At 34.3% G+C, this 16,099-nt stretch carries 18 protein-coding genes; 6 read left to right on the top strand and 12 right to left on the bottom strand.

Going from position 1 to position 16,099, the window contains the following annotated elements:
• Positions 1-34: 34 nt before the first annotated feature.
• Positions 35-979 (top strand): peptidylprolyl isomerase, encoded by a 945-nt coding sequence (locus ACWIW0_RS00315; RefSeq protein WP_454451731.1) that lies wholly within the window; start codon positions 35-37, stop codon positions 977-979.
• A 99-nt stretch (positions 980-1,078) separates the two neighbouring features.
• Positions 1,079-1,945 carry a 16S rRNA (adenine(1518)-N(6)/adenine(1519)-N(6))-dimethyltransferase RsmA gene (gene rsmA, locus ACWIW0_RS00320; RefSeq protein ID WP_454446376.1) on the top strand — a complete coding sequence of 289 codons (867 nt, stop codon included), beginning with the start codon at positions 1,079-1,081 and terminating at the stop codon, positions 1,943-1,945.
• 26 nt (positions 1,946-1,971) lie between these two features.
• On the opposite strand, the gene ACWIW0_RS00325 is transcribed toward rsmA, so the two are convergent.
• The gene (locus ACWIW0_RS00325) at positions 1,972-2,775 is read right to left on the bottom strand and encodes an NAD-dependent epimerase/dehydratase family protein (RefSeq protein WP_454451732.1); all 804 of its coding nucleotides are present in this window, start codon (positions 2,773-2,775) and stop codon (positions 1,972-1,974) included.
• A gap of 148 nt (positions 2,776-2,923) precedes the next feature.
• On the opposite strand from ACWIW0_RS00325, the gene ACWIW0_RS00330 reads away from it, so the two are divergent.
• The gene (locus ACWIW0_RS00330; RefSeq protein ID WP_454451733.1) at positions 2,924-3,562 is read left to right on the top strand and encodes a nitroreductase family protein; all 639 of its coding nucleotides are present in this window, start codon (positions 2,924-2,926) and stop codon (positions 3,560-3,562) included.
• A gap of 51 nt (positions 3,563-3,613) precedes the next feature.
• On the opposite strand, the gene ACWIW0_RS00335 is transcribed toward ACWIW0_RS00330, so the two are convergent.
• From ACWIW0_RS00335 to ACWIW0_RS00365, 7 genes are read right to left on the bottom strand one after another with little or no spacing between them, the layout of a single operon-like run.
• The gene (locus ACWIW0_RS00335; protein ID WP_454451734.1) at positions 3,614-4,417 is read right to left on the bottom strand and encodes a glycosyltransferase family 2 protein; all 804 of its coding nucleotides are present in this window, start codon (positions 4,415-4,417) and stop codon (positions 3,614-3,616) included.
• Positions 4,417-5,301, bottom strand: a complete 885-nt coding sequence (locus ACWIW0_RS00340) for a glycosyltransferase family 2 protein (protein ID WP_454451735.1) — start codon at positions 5,299-5,301, stop codon at positions 4,417-4,419. Before ACWIW0_RS00340 ends, ACWIW0_RS00335 begins: the two co-directional genes overlap by 1 nt.
• Before the next feature lie 11 nt (positions 5,302-5,312).
• On the bottom strand, positions 5,313-6,488 hold the full coding sequence (locus ACWIW0_RS00345) for a hypothetical protein (RefSeq protein WP_454451736.1): 1,176 nt from the start codon (positions 6,486-6,488) through the stop codon (positions 5,313-5,315).
• 3 nt (positions 6,489-6,491) lie between these two features.
• Positions 6,492-7,268, bottom strand: coding sequence for a glycosyltransferase family 25 protein (locus ACWIW0_RS00350; protein ID WP_454451737.1), 777 nt, complete (start codon positions 7,266-7,268; stop codon positions 6,492-6,494).
• Position 7,269: 1 nt separating this feature from the next.
• Positions 7,270-8,199 carry a glycosyltransferase family 52 gene (locus ACWIW0_RS00355; RefSeq protein ID WP_454451738.1) on the bottom strand — a complete coding sequence of 310 codons (930 nt, stop codon included), beginning with the start codon at positions 8,197-8,199 and terminating at the stop codon, positions 7,270-7,272.
• Positions 8,196-9,401 carry an oligosaccharide flippase family protein gene (locus ACWIW0_RS00360; RefSeq protein WP_454451739.1) on the bottom strand — a complete coding sequence of 402 codons (1,206 nt, stop codon included), beginning with the start codon at positions 9,399-9,401 and terminating at the stop codon, positions 8,196-8,198. The genes ACWIW0_RS00355 and ACWIW0_RS00360 overlap by 4 nt, the downstream gene beginning before the upstream one ends.
• Positions 9,402-10,076 (bottom strand): acylneuraminate cytidylyltransferase family protein, encoded by a 675-nt coding sequence (locus ACWIW0_RS00365; RefSeq protein WP_454451740.1) that lies wholly within the window; start codon positions 10,074-10,076, stop codon positions 9,402-9,404. It abuts the gene before it with no gap.
• 122 nt (positions 10,077-10,198) lie between these two features.
• Here ACWIW0_RS00365 and ACWIW0_RS00370 point away from each other — a divergent pair, with 122 nt between their 5' ends.
• Positions 10,199-10,942, top strand: coding sequence for a YdcF family protein (locus tag ACWIW0_RS00370; protein ID WP_454451741.1), 744 nt, complete (start codon positions 10,199-10,201; stop codon positions 10,940-10,942).
• 13 nt (positions 10,943-10,955) lie between these two features.
• On the opposite strand, the gene pyrE is transcribed toward ACWIW0_RS00370, so the two are convergent.
• Both pyrE and ACWIW0_RS00380 read right to left on the bottom strand, forming a co-directional pair.
• Complete coding sequence (gene pyrE, locus ACWIW0_RS00375) at positions 10,956-11,597, bottom strand: orotate phosphoribosyltransferase (protein WP_454451742.1); 642 nt, start codon at positions 11,595-11,597, stop codon at positions 10,956-10,958.
• A gap of 45 nt (positions 11,598-11,642) precedes the next feature.
• The gene (locus ACWIW0_RS00380; protein WP_454451743.1) at positions 11,643-12,482 is read right to left on the bottom strand and encodes a 23S rRNA (adenine(2030)-N(6))-methyltransferase RlmJ; all 840 of its coding nucleotides are present in this window, start codon (positions 12,480-12,482) and stop codon (positions 11,643-11,645) included.
• Between the two features lie 75 nt (positions 12,483-12,557).
• Here ACWIW0_RS00380 and ampD point away from each other — a divergent pair, with 75 nt between their 5' ends.
• Complete coding sequence (gene ampD / locus ACWIW0_RS00385; protein WP_454451744.1) at positions 12,558-13,115, top strand: 1,6-anhydro-N-acetylmuramyl-L-alanine amidase AmpD; 558 nt, start codon at positions 12,558-12,560, stop codon at positions 13,113-13,115.
• Positions 13,116-13,215: 100 nt separating this feature from the next.
• On the opposite strand, the gene ACWIW0_RS00390 is transcribed toward ampD, so the two are convergent.
• Positions 13,216-14,202, bottom strand: a complete 987-nt coding sequence (locus ACWIW0_RS00390; RefSeq protein WP_454445773.1) for an amidohydrolase family protein — start codon at positions 14,200-14,202, stop codon at positions 13,216-13,218.
• 240 nt (positions 14,203-14,442) lie between these two features.
• Complete coding sequence (gene tcdA / locus ACWIW0_RS00395) at positions 14,443-15,216, bottom strand: tRNA cyclic N6-threonylcarbamoyladenosine(37) synthase TcdA (protein WP_454451745.1); 774 nt, start codon at positions 15,214-15,216, stop codon at positions 14,443-14,445.
• A gap of 176 nt (positions 15,217-15,392) precedes the next feature.
• Here tcdA and ACWIW0_RS00400 point away from each other — a divergent pair, with 176 nt between their 5' ends.
• A complete protein-coding gene (locus tag ACWIW0_RS00400; RefSeq protein WP_454451746.1) occupies positions 15,393-15,980 on the top strand; it encodes a hypothetical protein in 588 nt (195 codons plus the stop codon).
• The last annotated feature ends 119 nt before the right edge of the window (positions 15,981-16,099 follow it).

The raw sequence follows: 16,099 nt of genomic DNA on the forward strand, positions 1-16,099 counted from the left end.
AATATTTTCACTCATTCTTTAATAGGACATAAAAATGAAATTAATTTCGGTGAAATCTCTTTTAATGGCAGCTGTTACCTTTTTTGCAGTTAGCCAAGTGGCTAAAGCGGAAGAACGAGTTGTGGCAACCGTTGATGGTTATCCGATTATGCAAAGCCAAGTAAATAAGGCGTTGGGCAAAAAAGCGAATACTGAGGCAAACCGTAAAGTTGCGTTAGATTCGTTAATTGATGATTTTCTCGTGCAGCGTGCAATTAAAGAGTCAGGTGTAAAAGTCAATTATGCCTATGTTGATCAAATGATTGAACAAATTGCGGCTCAAAATGGTTTGACTTATGGACAATTTTTAGATGCTTTGGACTATCAAGGAATAACCTTAAACCAATACCGCCAACAGCTTGCTCAACAAATGATGATGGAGCAAGTTCGTCACCAAACTATTGGTCAAAGTATCCAAGTTGAACCACAGGAAGTACAAGCGTTAGGGAAAAATTTGTATGAAGAAGCAAAAGCCAAAGGAGCATTAAAATCAGCAACAGCTCCTGAATATCGTATTAGCCATATTTTATTAAAAACAAACCCGATTTTAACTGATGCAAAAGCTAAAACTAAATTAGTTGAAATCAGTAATGAGATTAAATCAGGAAAAACAACCTTTGAAGCTGCAGCAAAAGCAAATTCTGTTGATTATGTTTCGGGAGCTGATGGTGGTGATTTAGGTTGGAATTTCTTAGATGCTTATGATCAAACTTTTGCTAAAACTGCACAAGCAAGCAAAGCAGGAGCTATTTCAGCGCCATTTAAATCTCAGTTTGGCTGGCATATCTTAAAAGTGCTCGAAACTCGCCAAGGCGATCGCACAAAAGATGCTTATATTCAAAAAGCCTATGAACAGCTTGTTGATAAGCAAGCGGAAGCGGCATCAAAAGATTGGGTAAAAGCCTTAAAAGATCGTGCAGAAATTAAGTATATTAACTAACCTTATATTCTAAAATTTAGAACCTCGCTCTGCGGGGTTCTTTGCTTTATTAAATTTGCAAAAAATAGCGGTAATCCTACCGCTTAAATTAGGAAATCTATGAGTTCAAATTCAAAAAAACATTTAGGGCATACCGCTCGTAAACGCTTTGGGCAAAACTTTTTACACGATCAAAATGTGATTCATAATATTGTTGCTGCAATCAATCCTCAAAATGGACAGTATCTCTTAGAAATTGGTCCTGGGTTGGGAGCATTAACTGAACCTGTGGCAGAGTTAGTGGATAAACTAACGGTGGTGGAGTTAGACCGAGATTTAGCTGAGCGTTTACGTCATCACCCATTTTTAAATCATAAATTAACCATTATTGAGCAAGATGCGTTACGTTTTAATTTTAGAGAATATTTTGAAGCGCTTGATTTAGCAGAGAATCAAGGTGTTCGAGTATTTGGTAACTTGCCATACAACATTTCTACACCATTAATGTTCCACTTATTCAAATTCCACGATCTCGTGCAAGATATGCACTTTATGTTACAGAAAGAGGTAGTAAAACGTCTCTGTGCAGCACCGAACAGTAAGGCTTATGGTCGTTTAACTATTATGGCACAGTATTACTGCCAAGTAATGCCTGTGTTAGAAGTGCCACCATCAGCATTTAAACCTGCACCTAAAGTGGATTCCGCCGTAGTAAGGCTTGTACCTTATAAACAATTACCACACCCAGTGAAAGATATTTACTGGCTAAATAGAGTAACAACTCAAGCATTTAATCAACGCCGTAAAACCTTGCGTAATGCTCTTTCAACGCTATTTAGTGCAGAGCAATTGGAGTCATTGGGGATTGATTTAAATGCACGAGCAGAAAATCTTGCCTTAGCAGATTATGCCCGCTTAGCAAATTGGCTATATGACAATCCACCAGAAGTGGAAAAAGTAGAAATTGATGATCTTGAGGACGTTTAGTCTGGCATAGGCTCCCGAATTACATATTAATCTGGGAGCATCTGCATAGGATTATCATATTGATAACTAAACCCCAAGCCTTGGCAGATTTTTTGTCCTTGAATAACCCGAATAAGCGGTTGCTTATCCTCTAAAAAATGCAAATCCGCAAGCTGACATTGCTTAGCAACAAAGCGATAGTACTCTTCTCTCGTTGGGTGAATTGGAGCAACTAAATGATAAACTCGTTTACCCTTTGGAGAATTTAGTAAGCAAATTATTGCACGAATACAATCGTCTAAATGAACTAAATTAACGGGTTGCAGGGCATTTTTGAGATCTGTTTTTCCCGCTAAATAATAGACAGGGTGTCGTTTTTTCCCTACTAACCCAGCAGGGCGAACAATATCTACATCAATCTGTTGAGATAAAAGCCAATTTTCAACGGCTAACAATGTCTGAGCTGATTTATCTTCAGCATAGGGAATCGTATTTTCATCAAATAGCCCGTTTTGTTGCGGAAACACAGACGTAGAGCTGACAAAAATAAGATGTTGAACATTTTGTAAAATAGCTTGAGAAACTAACCGCTTAATGCCATCAATATAATCTATCTCATTTATTTTGCTTGGCGGAATATTGATCACTAAGGCATCACTGCTAAGTAATTGCTCAACTTCTGGCGTAATAGGAAAATTGGCGGTTAATAACAGGGGATATTGTATCAATTTAGCTTGGCTGTTTTCTGTAACTTCTCTTTTACTTCCTTTAACGCTCCAACCTTGTTGGATAAGTTGCTCTGCTAAAGGCATCCCAAGCCAACCAAGCCCAATAATTGTTACTTTTTTCATTTTTTACTATTCTTTTTATCTTTAAATCACCACAGTAGAATGGCAGATGCTTTGATTTATTTCAATAATAGAGTAAATATAATCCCCCATTTTTGTACTAAATAGGCTTACACTATCGCTCAATTTTTTGAGCCAAGGAGAGAACAAAATGCAATTAGTCGATGCCATTCAACAGCGTAAAACCATTAAGTTATTCAACCCTAACGTAAAAATCCCACGAGCAGAATTAGAAGAAATGCTGACGTTAGCTCAACTTGCACCATCTAAAGCAAATTTACAGCCTTGGCGTTTTGTAGTGATTGATGATCCCATTCAAAAAGCTAAACTCGAAAATATAGTGGCATTTAATTATCCACCTTGTGAAAGTGCCTCTGCGGTTATTATCATCTTGGCAGATTTACAATATCACCATTTATTAGAAAAGATCCTAGATCGCTCCATTGAAAAAGGGTGTTTAAATGAAGCATTTAAGCAACGTAACTTGGATTTTTTAACCATAACCCATAATGCTTTAACGGAACAAGAAATCCGAGATCAAGTTTTAATTGATACCAGTCTTGCTTCGATGCAACTGATGCTAATTGCCAAAGATAAAGGGTACGATACTCACGCCATTGGTATTTTTGATAAAAGCGAAGTATTAGCTCGTTTTGACATTGATGCAGACCGCTTTGCTCCTGTTATGTTATTAGCAATAGGGAAAGCTGCTGTACCACCATTACCAAGTGCAAGACTAACCTTAGATAATACAGTGGTGTGGAATAGTGGAATGGCACTTTCAAAATAAATTGATGTAATGGACAAAATAGCATAGGGACATTTTGTCCATTATATCCATTTACTTATTACGGGTTAATTTATAAATAAGACTTAATAATGAAACAGGAAGCAATCTTGGCAATGCTCGTGAAACAAAAGTAATAAAGCCTGAAATAACATTTTGTAAACCTAACCGATGTTTCAATTTAAACAAACGCCATTCTGCTTTTGCTTGAGCAATTCCACGACGACGCCCAACCATTCCATTCCCTACTCGTGCATAAACTAGAACCTCATTAAGATTCGCAACTTTTTTACCCAATGCGACAAGCTTAATCCACAAATAGTAATCTTCTTGTAGATCTTGATAACCACCACATTCTAAAACAGCATTTTTCTGATATGCCACCGTCATATGATTGAAGGGACAACGAACTTTAGTGAACTTAACAATATCTTCAGCGGTTGTAGGAACATTACGATAACTCACAATATCCTGAATATGCTGTCCAAATTCTGCAATTTGTCCACCCACAATAATGGTGTCTGGGTTTTGTTCAATAAAAGCGACTTGTTTCGCGAAACGTTCAGGGACACAAATATCATCGGTATCCATACGAAAAACCCAATCATATTGGCAATGTAATAATCCGTGATTTAAGGCCTTACCCAACCCTTGATTTTGAGCCAATGGTACAATAACAAGCGGTAGCTTTTGCTGAAAATTTTGCAAAACCTGTTCAAGCTCTGAGGTAATTGCCCCATCTAAAACAATAACAACTTCATTAGCGGGGAGAGTTTGAGCCATTAAACTCTCTAAACATTCGACCAAATATTGTGGCTTTTCCTTAATATATAAAGACATTAAAACAGAAAATTTCATTACACAAACCTTTTCATATTGATTGCTAATTTAGGAGAAATTAAAGTAATGATTGCAATCACTACATATTTAAAACTATGACTTTGTTTAAACATTTCCCAATAATATTTAGCCGCTTGTCGAGATAAATTCATAATATAAGGGTAAGAAAGCATATATAACTGATTAAAAGCGAAGTTCTTCTGTTGCTCTTCAGTTTTAACATATTTTGCTTTAATCATACTAATTGCTTTTTCTGTATTACTTATATTAGTAGAAACACTGCTTCTTTTAGTATGAAATGTACATTTAGTTAGTGGTAATGAAATATATCTAGGAGTGAATGTTTCATCTGAAATTACTTTTAAAATAAAGTCATAATCTTCCAAAGATAATAAATCGGTAGATAACCCACCTACTTTATTAAATAATTCCTTAGTGATAGCAATCATTGGCATTCCACCTACTTTATTTGCTTTTAAAATATTATTAAACGTAATTTCATTTACATTTTCATAGGGCTTAGTAATATAAGAAAATCCTTCATTAACCATTACACATTCAGCAGGATGATAAATAAAATTGCTCTCACTATTCTGATTGATTGTATTAGCAAGTAATTCACACTTTTGGGGTAAAAAACGATCATCATCATCTAAAAAGAGCAACCATTGATTTTTAGCATTTTTAGCTCCAACATTACGACTTTCTGCCGCTCCTAAATTTCTGGCATTACGAATAACATTAACAGAGAAAGGGTAAAACTCTGTAATTTCTACAGGTTGAACTGAATAATCATCAACAATAATAACTTCAAAATTATAGATAGTTTGATGAGTTAAACTTTCTAATAATAATGGAATTTCATCTTTACGATTATAAGACGGTACAATAATACTAAACATTGATTATTTTCCTATTTTTGAATTTGTTTAAATAAGACTTTATGTTTTCCTTCTTGTCCGAATAAAGAGAGAAACATCAATAAAGACATCATAATCCCAGGGAAAGCATAAGTATCAGCTTTAATGTGCAAAATGCTTAATAATAACAGTGTAGAAAGAATAAATTTCCAACTGCCATTAAACCAATTTTTAGCAATACGAATAACAAAATAAGCTGTAACTGAAAAACAGAGCAATAAATAGACTATACCACCGTACAGTAATTGACGTAAAAAGCCCGAATCAGTACCACCATAATAACCACCTTGGGGAGCAAAATAGTATCCGTCCCCAATTAAAATTTGCTTTAATTGCGGAATAAATAGATGTTTTTCCATTAAGGTATCAGTTGATGAGCTAACAACCCCTTTCCCATAAACTAAATTGATTAGTGGCTCTAAAGCGTGTGCTACATATTTATGTTCGGCAAAATTTAAAGCTAAGAATAGACAAATAGCACCAAAGAGTAATAATGCTGGAATATATCGCCATTTAAAATAGAGTGCGATACTGACCAGTGATAACATTAAAAAGGTTCTACCTGATATTAACCCAATAAAAAGTAATAAAAATAAGAATATTGAGCTGATGTTATTATATTTATCATTATAAGCTAATAAAAAATGTAATAAGACAACATAAAATAAGCTTAATTGAAAGAAACCTGATGAAGTAAAATTATATAATCGGTACTCTTGCTCTGAATTATAAAAACGTGGGAATACTGCATTAGTTGATAATGCAAAATCAATCATAAAAGGAATACTTGCTAATGCTAAAAAACCTACCATCGCTTGTACAATAATTCCAATTTTAAGATCGTTTATTACTTTTTGTTGCTGTTGTGAATAATAGAAAAGGTTATATAAGGCAATGCCTAATATAAATAGCACAGCACCTTTAATATACATTAGTGTAACGGAAAAATCGTTAGTATGGTGTGCCAATGCAGGAATGATACTTAACCCGACAAGCCCAAAAACAACCGATAAACTATCTATGGGTAATATAATACCGATACTTCTCTTACCTTGATAATATTGATAAGCTAATATTATTATACAAATACCCCCTATAAAAAATGCCATTCTGAAAAAATGGAATAGCCAAGGATCATAAATATAAAATAGATTAAAGAGAGCTGACATCTATTATTTTCCTAAATTTCGTTTAATTGCTAATAATTTCTTTAGTGGATATTTTAATGATTTCTTTAATAAGTTATTAGCAACAGAACCACGAATTGCCTCTAAATTACTCATTAGTTGTGGATTTTCAATAACCATTAAAGGACGAACTAACTTAATATCCAATTTAAAGTGCTTACCAAATAAAATAAAATCATCTGCCAACCAATAAGGTAATGATTGTAATGAAATCTGAGCTATAATTTTTCTCGCTGAAGACTTTTTAATTAAATAAGCAACTGTTCCTGCAAAATAGTTCTGATAGGGATAAACTACGGAAAATTGGCTATTTTCTAATTTTTTCTGTAAGAATTTTAATGTAGTGGGATAATTTATTTCCAATTCAAAATCATTAAATTCTGCAATCTTAGACTGCCCAACTAAGATAATGTCAGCTTGAGATACTGAGATTACCTTATTCAATTCTTGCTGAAAATCCGCACAAAAAAGCGCATCATCTTCACAAATTAGACAATATTCATCTTCGTGAATATCATTATTTTTTAGAATAGATTGATATACACCTAAATGGCTTAATGTACACCCTATCTCACCTTTAGTGACTTTTCGCTTATATTGTTGCTCAAAATGAGCTAAATCAAAACGTAATGATAAATCCGATAATTCATCATTCATTGTATTAAATGCTGAGAAAATTTGAAAATCTTGCGTATCTGGCTGAGAAAAAAATAACTCTCGACGTTTTATATCTTTATCTAGTGAAATTAAATATTTGTTCATACTACTCTCTAATATCAATAATATTTACACCCACTTTATTTAATAGATTATAACATTCAATAAAAGCAGGTTCATCAGTATCAATTCTTAAAGCCACAATCTCTATATTTGGATTTTTAATATTAAGAACAGCACTACTAAAATAAGTATAAATACGACAATGCTTATGACTAAATTCTTGTGCTAAATAGTCCTCTAAAATTAGCGGTGTATCAATATAATTAACATTATCTAATTTATACTGTTCTCTTGGGTGAGCTAAATATAAGTCAATATTAAATGCTTTTATCACTTTTTCAGCCAATTTAACATTTTTATCTTGTTCCAAATATACTGGTTGCCCTAATAAAATATGAGTTATAGGTTCATTTACTAGATTTTTACCTTTACTTTCTTGAGTATTAAATAAATCAATTACTGTTGTATTTTCAATAATATTCGGAAAATCAGGATAAATAGTATAATGCTGTTTCGATAATGCTTTTAATTTCTCAATACTATATTTATTACGGAAAAAGTTATTGATAAAACGGCGAATAAAAGTATTAGGTTCAGGTGCATAATACACACTTGACTTTACAATATTCGCTGTACCATCATCAAATGTATAAAGTTCATTAAATATAATGGAACTTAATATAAATTGGATTTGAATATCATTGATGCTTGCAACAAAAACCTTATCAAATTTAAGATTGGCAAACTTGCATTTAAGGGAAATAATCTGTCTAAGCAAATGAAAACGTTCAGTACGCTGATGCATTGAAAAAAATTGTTCACACTTAAAGCTCAATCTTTCTGCATAATAATCAAACTTTTTATTTTTAACTGAACAGAGCATAACCCCGTAAAAACGTTCATTAGGGTGTAGTTCAATAATCTTCTCTGCAATTAGGACTTGCAAAGGTGTATAACAAATTATTAAATTCATTGTTGTTTTTCTACCCTTTTTGTCATAAAAAATAATATAGGAATAATAATTATAGAGCCAATAATACTAGCATAAGGGACATATTCAATTTTAGTAAATGTTAATCCAATTAAGCTCACTATATAGGCTAATGTTGAAATCACAGAGCAAATAGAAATAAACTTATTCTTTCCATAATAAAATAGATAATTTACTAAGATAAAATAAGGAATAACTAATGCCGTAGAAAATAAAAAGAGCACGATATAATACTTAGTTCCAATAAATTGGTTTCCTAGTAGCCATACAACGATATTTTCTGGAATTAGCCACATCAATAATGCAGGCAAAGGAACAATCATAAAAGAATAGATCGCCCACTTATGCACCTGAGCTAAACTAATTCTTTTTTGTTTTAGGCTTTCAAAGAAATAAGGGATACAGGCTTTATTAACTGCTTGTAAAATTATCATCAAAATTGCTGCAATTTGAGCCCCCATTGCATAAAGCCCAAGATCAGCTTGGTTAAATTGATGGAAAATAAAAATTCTATCTAACTGTCCTTTTAAAAATAAACTAGCATTATGCAAAATAAGTGGTACACCAAATCCTAATAGATACATCAACGCTATTTTATACTGTTTGATCTGGTATTTTTTCTTTTGAGCTTTACCTTTATAGATAAAGTAAGCCAATAAAAATACTGCTATATTTGCAAATAAAATGGCTAAAATACGCTTTTCTACTAATTCTGTATCAAAATATTCGAGTAATAAAATAGTAAAAATAACTGAAAGTGCACTAGATAAGAATTGAATGATTGTATAAGGAATAGCTTGCTTTTGACACTGACGAATGCTTAATTGTACACCTAAGAATGATTGAAATATGGCTGAAAGAGCAATATATGCCATAATTTCTGATTGTAATAACCAGCAAACTAATAATATCAACCCACCGCTTACTAATGTATAAATATAGCCGATAGATACAACTAGATCTAAGCTACGTTTACCATATACATAAAAATAACGTGTAACAGCCCCTTCTTGACTTAAACCAACAAGGATAAAAAATAAAACAATATAGGTTTGATAATAAGAAAGTTCGCCAAATCCTTTTACACCTAATTTACGCGATAAATAAGGTAATAAAAGAAAGGGAATTGCTCTTGAAAGCAATTCTCCTATTAAATAAATAGCACTATCTTTAATTGCTTTCATTTAAATTTCTTTCTCAATTAAACTTTCTGCAAGTTGCAAATCGTGTGTTGCATCAATATCGACAGAACGATAAGTTGGCATCAAATAAAATTTAACTTGCGGAATAAAGAAATTCTGCTCGGCTAATAAACTCGCAATATCATTGATATAAATTGCACCATTTGCACGATACATTTTAGGTAACTGCTGGCGTGGAGCTTCAAAATCTTCTAATTTACGCACTGGCACAACCTGATCATCATCAAGTGAAAATGATTTATAAGGGTGATGCTCACATTCACAAGCTGAAACTACCGACTTGCAATGCCCAGATAAGAATAATTCCATTGCATTGCGTACATCTAAAGCAGTTCTGAGTGGGCTAGTGGGCTGGAATAATGCAGCAACTCCTTCTGTAATCTCCAATGTGGTTAAGCAATGAACAACGGCATCAATGGTTTTTGTATCACTTTGAGCCAATTCAACTGGGCGATGTAGTGCTTTAGCTCCATATTTTTCCGCTTCAGCTAAAATTTTATCGCCATCTGATGTAACTACAATTTCATCAAACATTCCTGATTCTTTTGCAGCTAATACTGCACGCCCTACTAATGAAATTCCGCCTACTAATTGTAAATTTTTATCTTTAATGCCTTTTGAGCCTGCTCTTGCTGGAATAATTGCAATTTTTTTCATAAATCTAACCGCTTTTAAAATAAATTTGTCGATATTTTAAGTTTAAACCCCATCGTAAACAATAGACAGCCCTGATCGAATAATGAATAATAAGCGTTATTTACTTACTTTGACATAATAGAATGTTTGAACTGACTAAAATTATTACGACAATGATTTTGTCGCCTTTTAATGTACTTATCTTATGGCTTTTTTCACTTATTTTAGCTCGTTTTAAATTTAAGAGACTTAGCTATCTCACTGCTTTCTTTGGTATTGCGATACTCTATATTTTTAGCATTCCCTATACATCACAAAAATTACACGACTCATTAGTAACTGAAGATAATTTAACGCTGGAAGATTATAAATCAGCTCAAGCTATTGTATTGCTAGGTGGTGGACTGCGTGATAGCAAAGAGTTATTTGCCAAGTTAGCCACCAATCAAATTGCGGCAGAACGTGTACGCTATGCCGCTTATCTACAAAAACAGACAGCGCTCCCTTTACTCATTACAGGCAGCAGCCCGAATGGCACATCAGAAGCTGCAGTAATGGCACAAGAGCTAAAAATGTTTTTTGATATTCCAACAGAGTGGATTGAAGATAAAGCAAAAACAACGAAAGAGAACGCTTTATTTAGCAAAGAAATCCTTGAAAAAGCTAATATTAAAAAAATTATTTTAGTTACAAATCAATGGCATATGATGCGATCTAAGTTGCTATTTGAGCGTGCAGGTTTTGAAGTACTACCTGCAAGTGTCGGTGCAGGCATTACCCCTGCGACTTATGGCTTAAATATGATGTACTTTATGCCACAATCAGGGGCATTACACAGTAATATGCACGCCCTGAAAGAATGGTTAGGTTATTGGAAAGAGAAGTAAGGGCGTATAAACCTTAAACACCATACTGCTTACGATATGCCATCATTTTAGGTAAGAATGGAGCATACTGTGCTGATTTTTCGAGATATTGTACTAAATCATCAAAATCAATAATAGAGAATACTTGGCATTGATAATCTCGTTCTACTTCTTGAATAGCAGAGAGTTCGCCTTTGCCTTTTTCTTTACGGTTTAGTGCAATCAGCACGCCTGCTAGGTTAGCTTTATTTATATTGATAATTTCCATTGATTCACGAATAGCTGTGCCCGCAGTAATCACATCATCGACTAATAAAATATTTCCGAATAAACCACTACCAATTAAATTACCACCTTCGCCGTGATCTTTCGCTTCTTTACGGTTAAAACAACAAGGTTTATCTACATCAAACTGGTTTGCTAGTGCAACAGCAACAGTTGTCGCAATTGGAATGCCTTTATAGGCTGGTCCGAATAGCACGTCAAATTCAATGCCACTCGTCTGAATTGCTTTGGCATAGAACTCTCCTAATCTAGCGAGATCTCGTCCTGTGTTAAATAAGCCTGCATTGAAAAAATACGGGCTTAATCTGCCTGATTTTAAGGTAAATTCACCAAATTTAAGCACGTTACGGCTTAAACAAAATTCAATAAAGTCGTGTTTGTATTGTTCCATTTTACTATCCTAGTTTGCAAAAAAGTCAATAAATCTTACCGCTTTTTATTCTGGGGTAATCCAATCTACCGACCAAGAACCTGTTCCTTCAGGTACAAGAACATTGGTCAAGTAAGGAAGAATTCTTTTCATCTGGCTTTCTAATTGCCAAGGTGGGTTGATGACAATCATTCCACTTGCCGTCATTCCACGTTGATCCGAATCGGGGCGGACAGCAAGTTCAATTTGTAGAATTTTACGGATACCTGTCGCTTCCAAGCCTCGCACAATGCGTTTAGTATGCTGGCGTAGCACCACAGGATACCAAATGGCATATACGCCCGTTGCAAAACGTTTATAGCCTTCAATAATTGCTTTTACCACCAATTCGTAATCTTCTTTTAATTCATAAGGCGGATCAATAAGCACTAGCCCACGTTTTTCTTTAGGGGGTAAAGCTGCTTTTAGCTGTTGAAAACCATTTTCTCGTTTAGTAACGACATTTCTATTTTTCGCAAATTCATTACGAAGTAATGGGAAATCATTTGGGTGTAACTCGGTGAGCAAGGCACGATCTTGTGAGCGAAGTTGTTGTACCGCTAATAATGGTGAACCTGTATAAAAACGTAGTTTATCTTTATTGATCTTTTTAATTTCATTGAGATACAGTGCGACTTCTTCAGGTAAATCATCACGCTCCCATAAACGAGCGATACCCTCGATATATTCCCCCGTCTTTTCTGCTTCGGCACTCATTAAACTATAACGTCCTGTACCAGAATGGGTATCTAAGTAAAAGAACCCTTTCTCTTTTTGTTTAAGTGCGTCCAAAATTAAGGTTAAAACGATATGTTTTAACACATCAGCGTGATTGCCTGCGTGGAAACTATGACGATAACTAAGCATTTTTATTCTCTTTCTTGTAAAATAGCTCTTATTTTAGCGTATTTCCAACTATTAAACTATTTATTGTTATTAATTATGAACACTTTAAGCATTGAGAATGGCTGGTTACTTGAGCAAAAAAAAGTCATTTCTCCCCATTTTGACCCACGTCCATTTAATGACGATATTTCACTCCTTGTCATTCATTACATTAGTTTACCCCCCGATGAATTTGGTGGCGATTTTATTGATCGCTTTTTTCAAGGGAAACTTGATCCAACAGAACATCCTTATTTTGAAGAAATTAAAGACTTAAAAGTATCTGCTCACTGTTTAATCAATCGTCAAGGAAAGATCACACAGTATGTTAATTTTAATGATATGGCTTGGCACGCAGGTGTATCTTGTTTTGAGGGGAGAGAAAAATGCAATCAATTTTCTATTGGTATAGAGTTAGAAGGAAGCAACAATCAACCATTTACTCAAGCACAATACCAAACCTTAGCACAACTTACCCAAGTTATTATGCAGACATACCCTAAAATTACGCCTGAAAGGATTGTAGGACATTGTGATATTGCCCCAGAACGAAAAATTGACCCTGGGCAGTATTTTGATTGGGAATATTATCAGTATTTACTATCAACAATGTAGTATTGTTGCAATAAACAAGCGGTGAGATTTTCAAATAATTTTGCAAAATTTTTACTAAATCACACCGCTTATTTCTAAATGATGCTGTGAGTATTGAAACTTACAGAAGCCCCAATACTTTCCGTCCGTTAATACTTGCGATATTTGCCATCTCGTCTAAATTGGTAAAACGGCAACCTGCAGATAATAAGCTCAATTCTTGCCACATATCGCCTTCGCATAGAGGAACCATATAATCACAGATGTTGTCTGTGCCAACAGCAACGGTAATGCCTTCAGGGATCATTTCATCAGCAGGCGTTAGGGCATTATGGAAAGGCAGCACTTCATCTTTGCGAGGGCTATCAATCCACGCCATAGGGCAAGCGATAACCATCATTTCACAGGCTTTCATTTTTTTATACAGCATTTGACGATATTCTCTTGGGTGAGCACCAATAGAGATACCGTGAATAGCCACAACACGCCCTTGCATTCCGTGTTCTATTGATTTATCACATAATTGCTCAGTTTCTTTTTCTTTTGGCGTGTTAAATTGATCAACGTGGACGTGCAACATCTTACCTTGTGATTTTGCTGTTTCCATTAGAATATCCATTGCTTCCAAACCTTTACCGTAATCCAACTCATCACGATAAGGCAAACCACCAATCATATCTACCATTTCAGAGCCAATATCAAACCACTTACGAGCATTAGGCTCAATCACGCCTTTTAAGGTTTGGTTTGCAAATTTTAATATAATGTCATTTTTATAGACTTCACGAGCTTTATGAGCTGCAATAATCGCTCTATCTTCACAGACTTGGTCAATATCCACGAAAGTTCCGAATGCCGTTACCCCTTGAGAAATCATTAGTTCAATAGCTTGGCTAAAACGGCGATAGTAATCTTCAACGCTAGATTGACGTTTTACTTCATCAACTAAATCCCATTTTTGCTGTAAATTTGCTTCCTGATAAATTTTGATTTTTTCAGGTGTCATCGTAAAGGCACGATCAGCGTGAGCGTGGGAATTTACCCAACCGCCTTTTTTGATAACTTCATCACGAATATGACTTTTTAGCGTACGAATCAATTGGCTCATTCTTTCTGTATCCTTAATGTATAACTATTTTATAAATTTTAGGCAAAAAAAAGATCTCTACAATGTAGAGATCTTCCGTATAAATAATAGAAAAACTGCTAAATCTTGATATTTTTTGAGATTTAGCAATGTGAATTTGGTTGTCATTTGAATTTGGTTATATTGCATTTCTAGTTCCCTGTTGGCACTAGGCGGATAGTATAATTTTATCGGGAATGAAATGCAAACGTTTGCGGGAAATTAAGCGGGTAGATCTTTCAATAATTTTTCAATCACACGAGAAACTGCAAAAAAGCCAAATGTAGCTGTTACCATTGTTGCGGCTCCAAACCCGTTGGCACAATTCATTGTAGCTGAGATTTCACAGCCTTCTTGCATTTTGGGGAAAATCAATGGCTGAGTTGAGAAAACGCAATCAATACCAAATTTACGTTTGGGATTTTGACTAAAATGATATTCTTTGCGTAACAAACTACGGACTTTTGACGCTAAAGGATCTTGAATAGTCTTACTCAAATCGGTAATTTGAATTTGTGTCGGATCTGTTTGCCCACCAGCTCCGCCAGTAGTAATAAGTTTGATTTTATGACGCTTACAATAAGCAATAATACCAGCTTTAACACGAACACTATCAATTGCATCAATAACATAGTCATAGCCTTGATTCAGATATTCAGCTAGGTTATCAAGAGTAATAAAATCATCAATGATATGCACTTCACATTCAGGATTGATTTTTAAAACCCTTTCCCTCATTACTTCTGTTTTTAGCTTGCCAATTTCGCCAGACATTGCGTGAATTTGACGATTGATATTGGTTACACAAATGTCGTCCATATCAATAAGTGTTAGTTTACCGATACCTGAGCGAGCAAGTGCTTCCACAGCCCAAGATCCGACACCACCAATGCCGATAACACAAATGTGTGCTTGTTGTAAGCGATTTAATCCTGCTGGCGTATAAAGGCGACCAATACCACCGAAACGTTGTTCGTAATTATCTATTCTTGTCATCTTATTTAATAACTCTATAAATTTAATGGGGTGTGAAATAACTTAAAGTTATATCTTTTAACATATTTTTTACAATTTTGACTAGACATTTATATTTTTTGTCTGTACTCTGAAAGAGCGATAGGTGATCGTAATCTTTAAATCTTTAAATTTCAATAAGTTAGTAAGGAGACTTTATGAAAGAATTTTTATCCGATGTTTTAGATAGTGCAAGTAAACAACTAGATAAGGCTAAAAAAGCATTAGATGAATCTATTGAAAAAGGTAAAGAGCTTGCCGAAAATGCAAAAGACAAAGCTGAAGATCTGAAAGATGCTGCGGCTGATAAAGCAGAAGAAGCAAAAGACAAAGCTGAAGATCTGAAAGATGCCGCTGCTGATAAAGTAGAAGAAGCTAAAGATAAAGCTGAAGAGTTAAAAGATGCCGCTGCTGATAAAGTAGAAGAAGCAAAAGACAAAACTGAAGATTTGAAAGATTCTGCTGAAAGTAAATTTGATGAAGTTAAGAATGCACTAGAAGAAGTAGAAGGCGATGCAACTGATAAATATAACGAAGCTAAAGCTAAAGTAGCTGAATTAACAGAAGATGCTAAAAATGACTGTAACAGTAAGTTTGAACAAGTAAAAGATAGCGTTGCTTCGTTCGCTGATGCAGTTGGTGAAAAAGTTGATCAAGCGAAAGCATCTGTGGCTGGAACTTTGGATTCACTAGGCAAAGCAATCCAAGATAAAGCCGCTGAGTGGAAAGATGCAGATAAAAAATAAATAGCACCTATTCCCTATTCTCTAAAAATGAGTAATAGATAAAAAGCATAGGACAAATAGTTGCTAAAACAGCTTAAAGCCTTATATGTAGAAGATCAGACTTGATCTGATAAATCATT

Source organism: Ursidibacter sp. B-7004-1 (assembly GCF_053654055.1).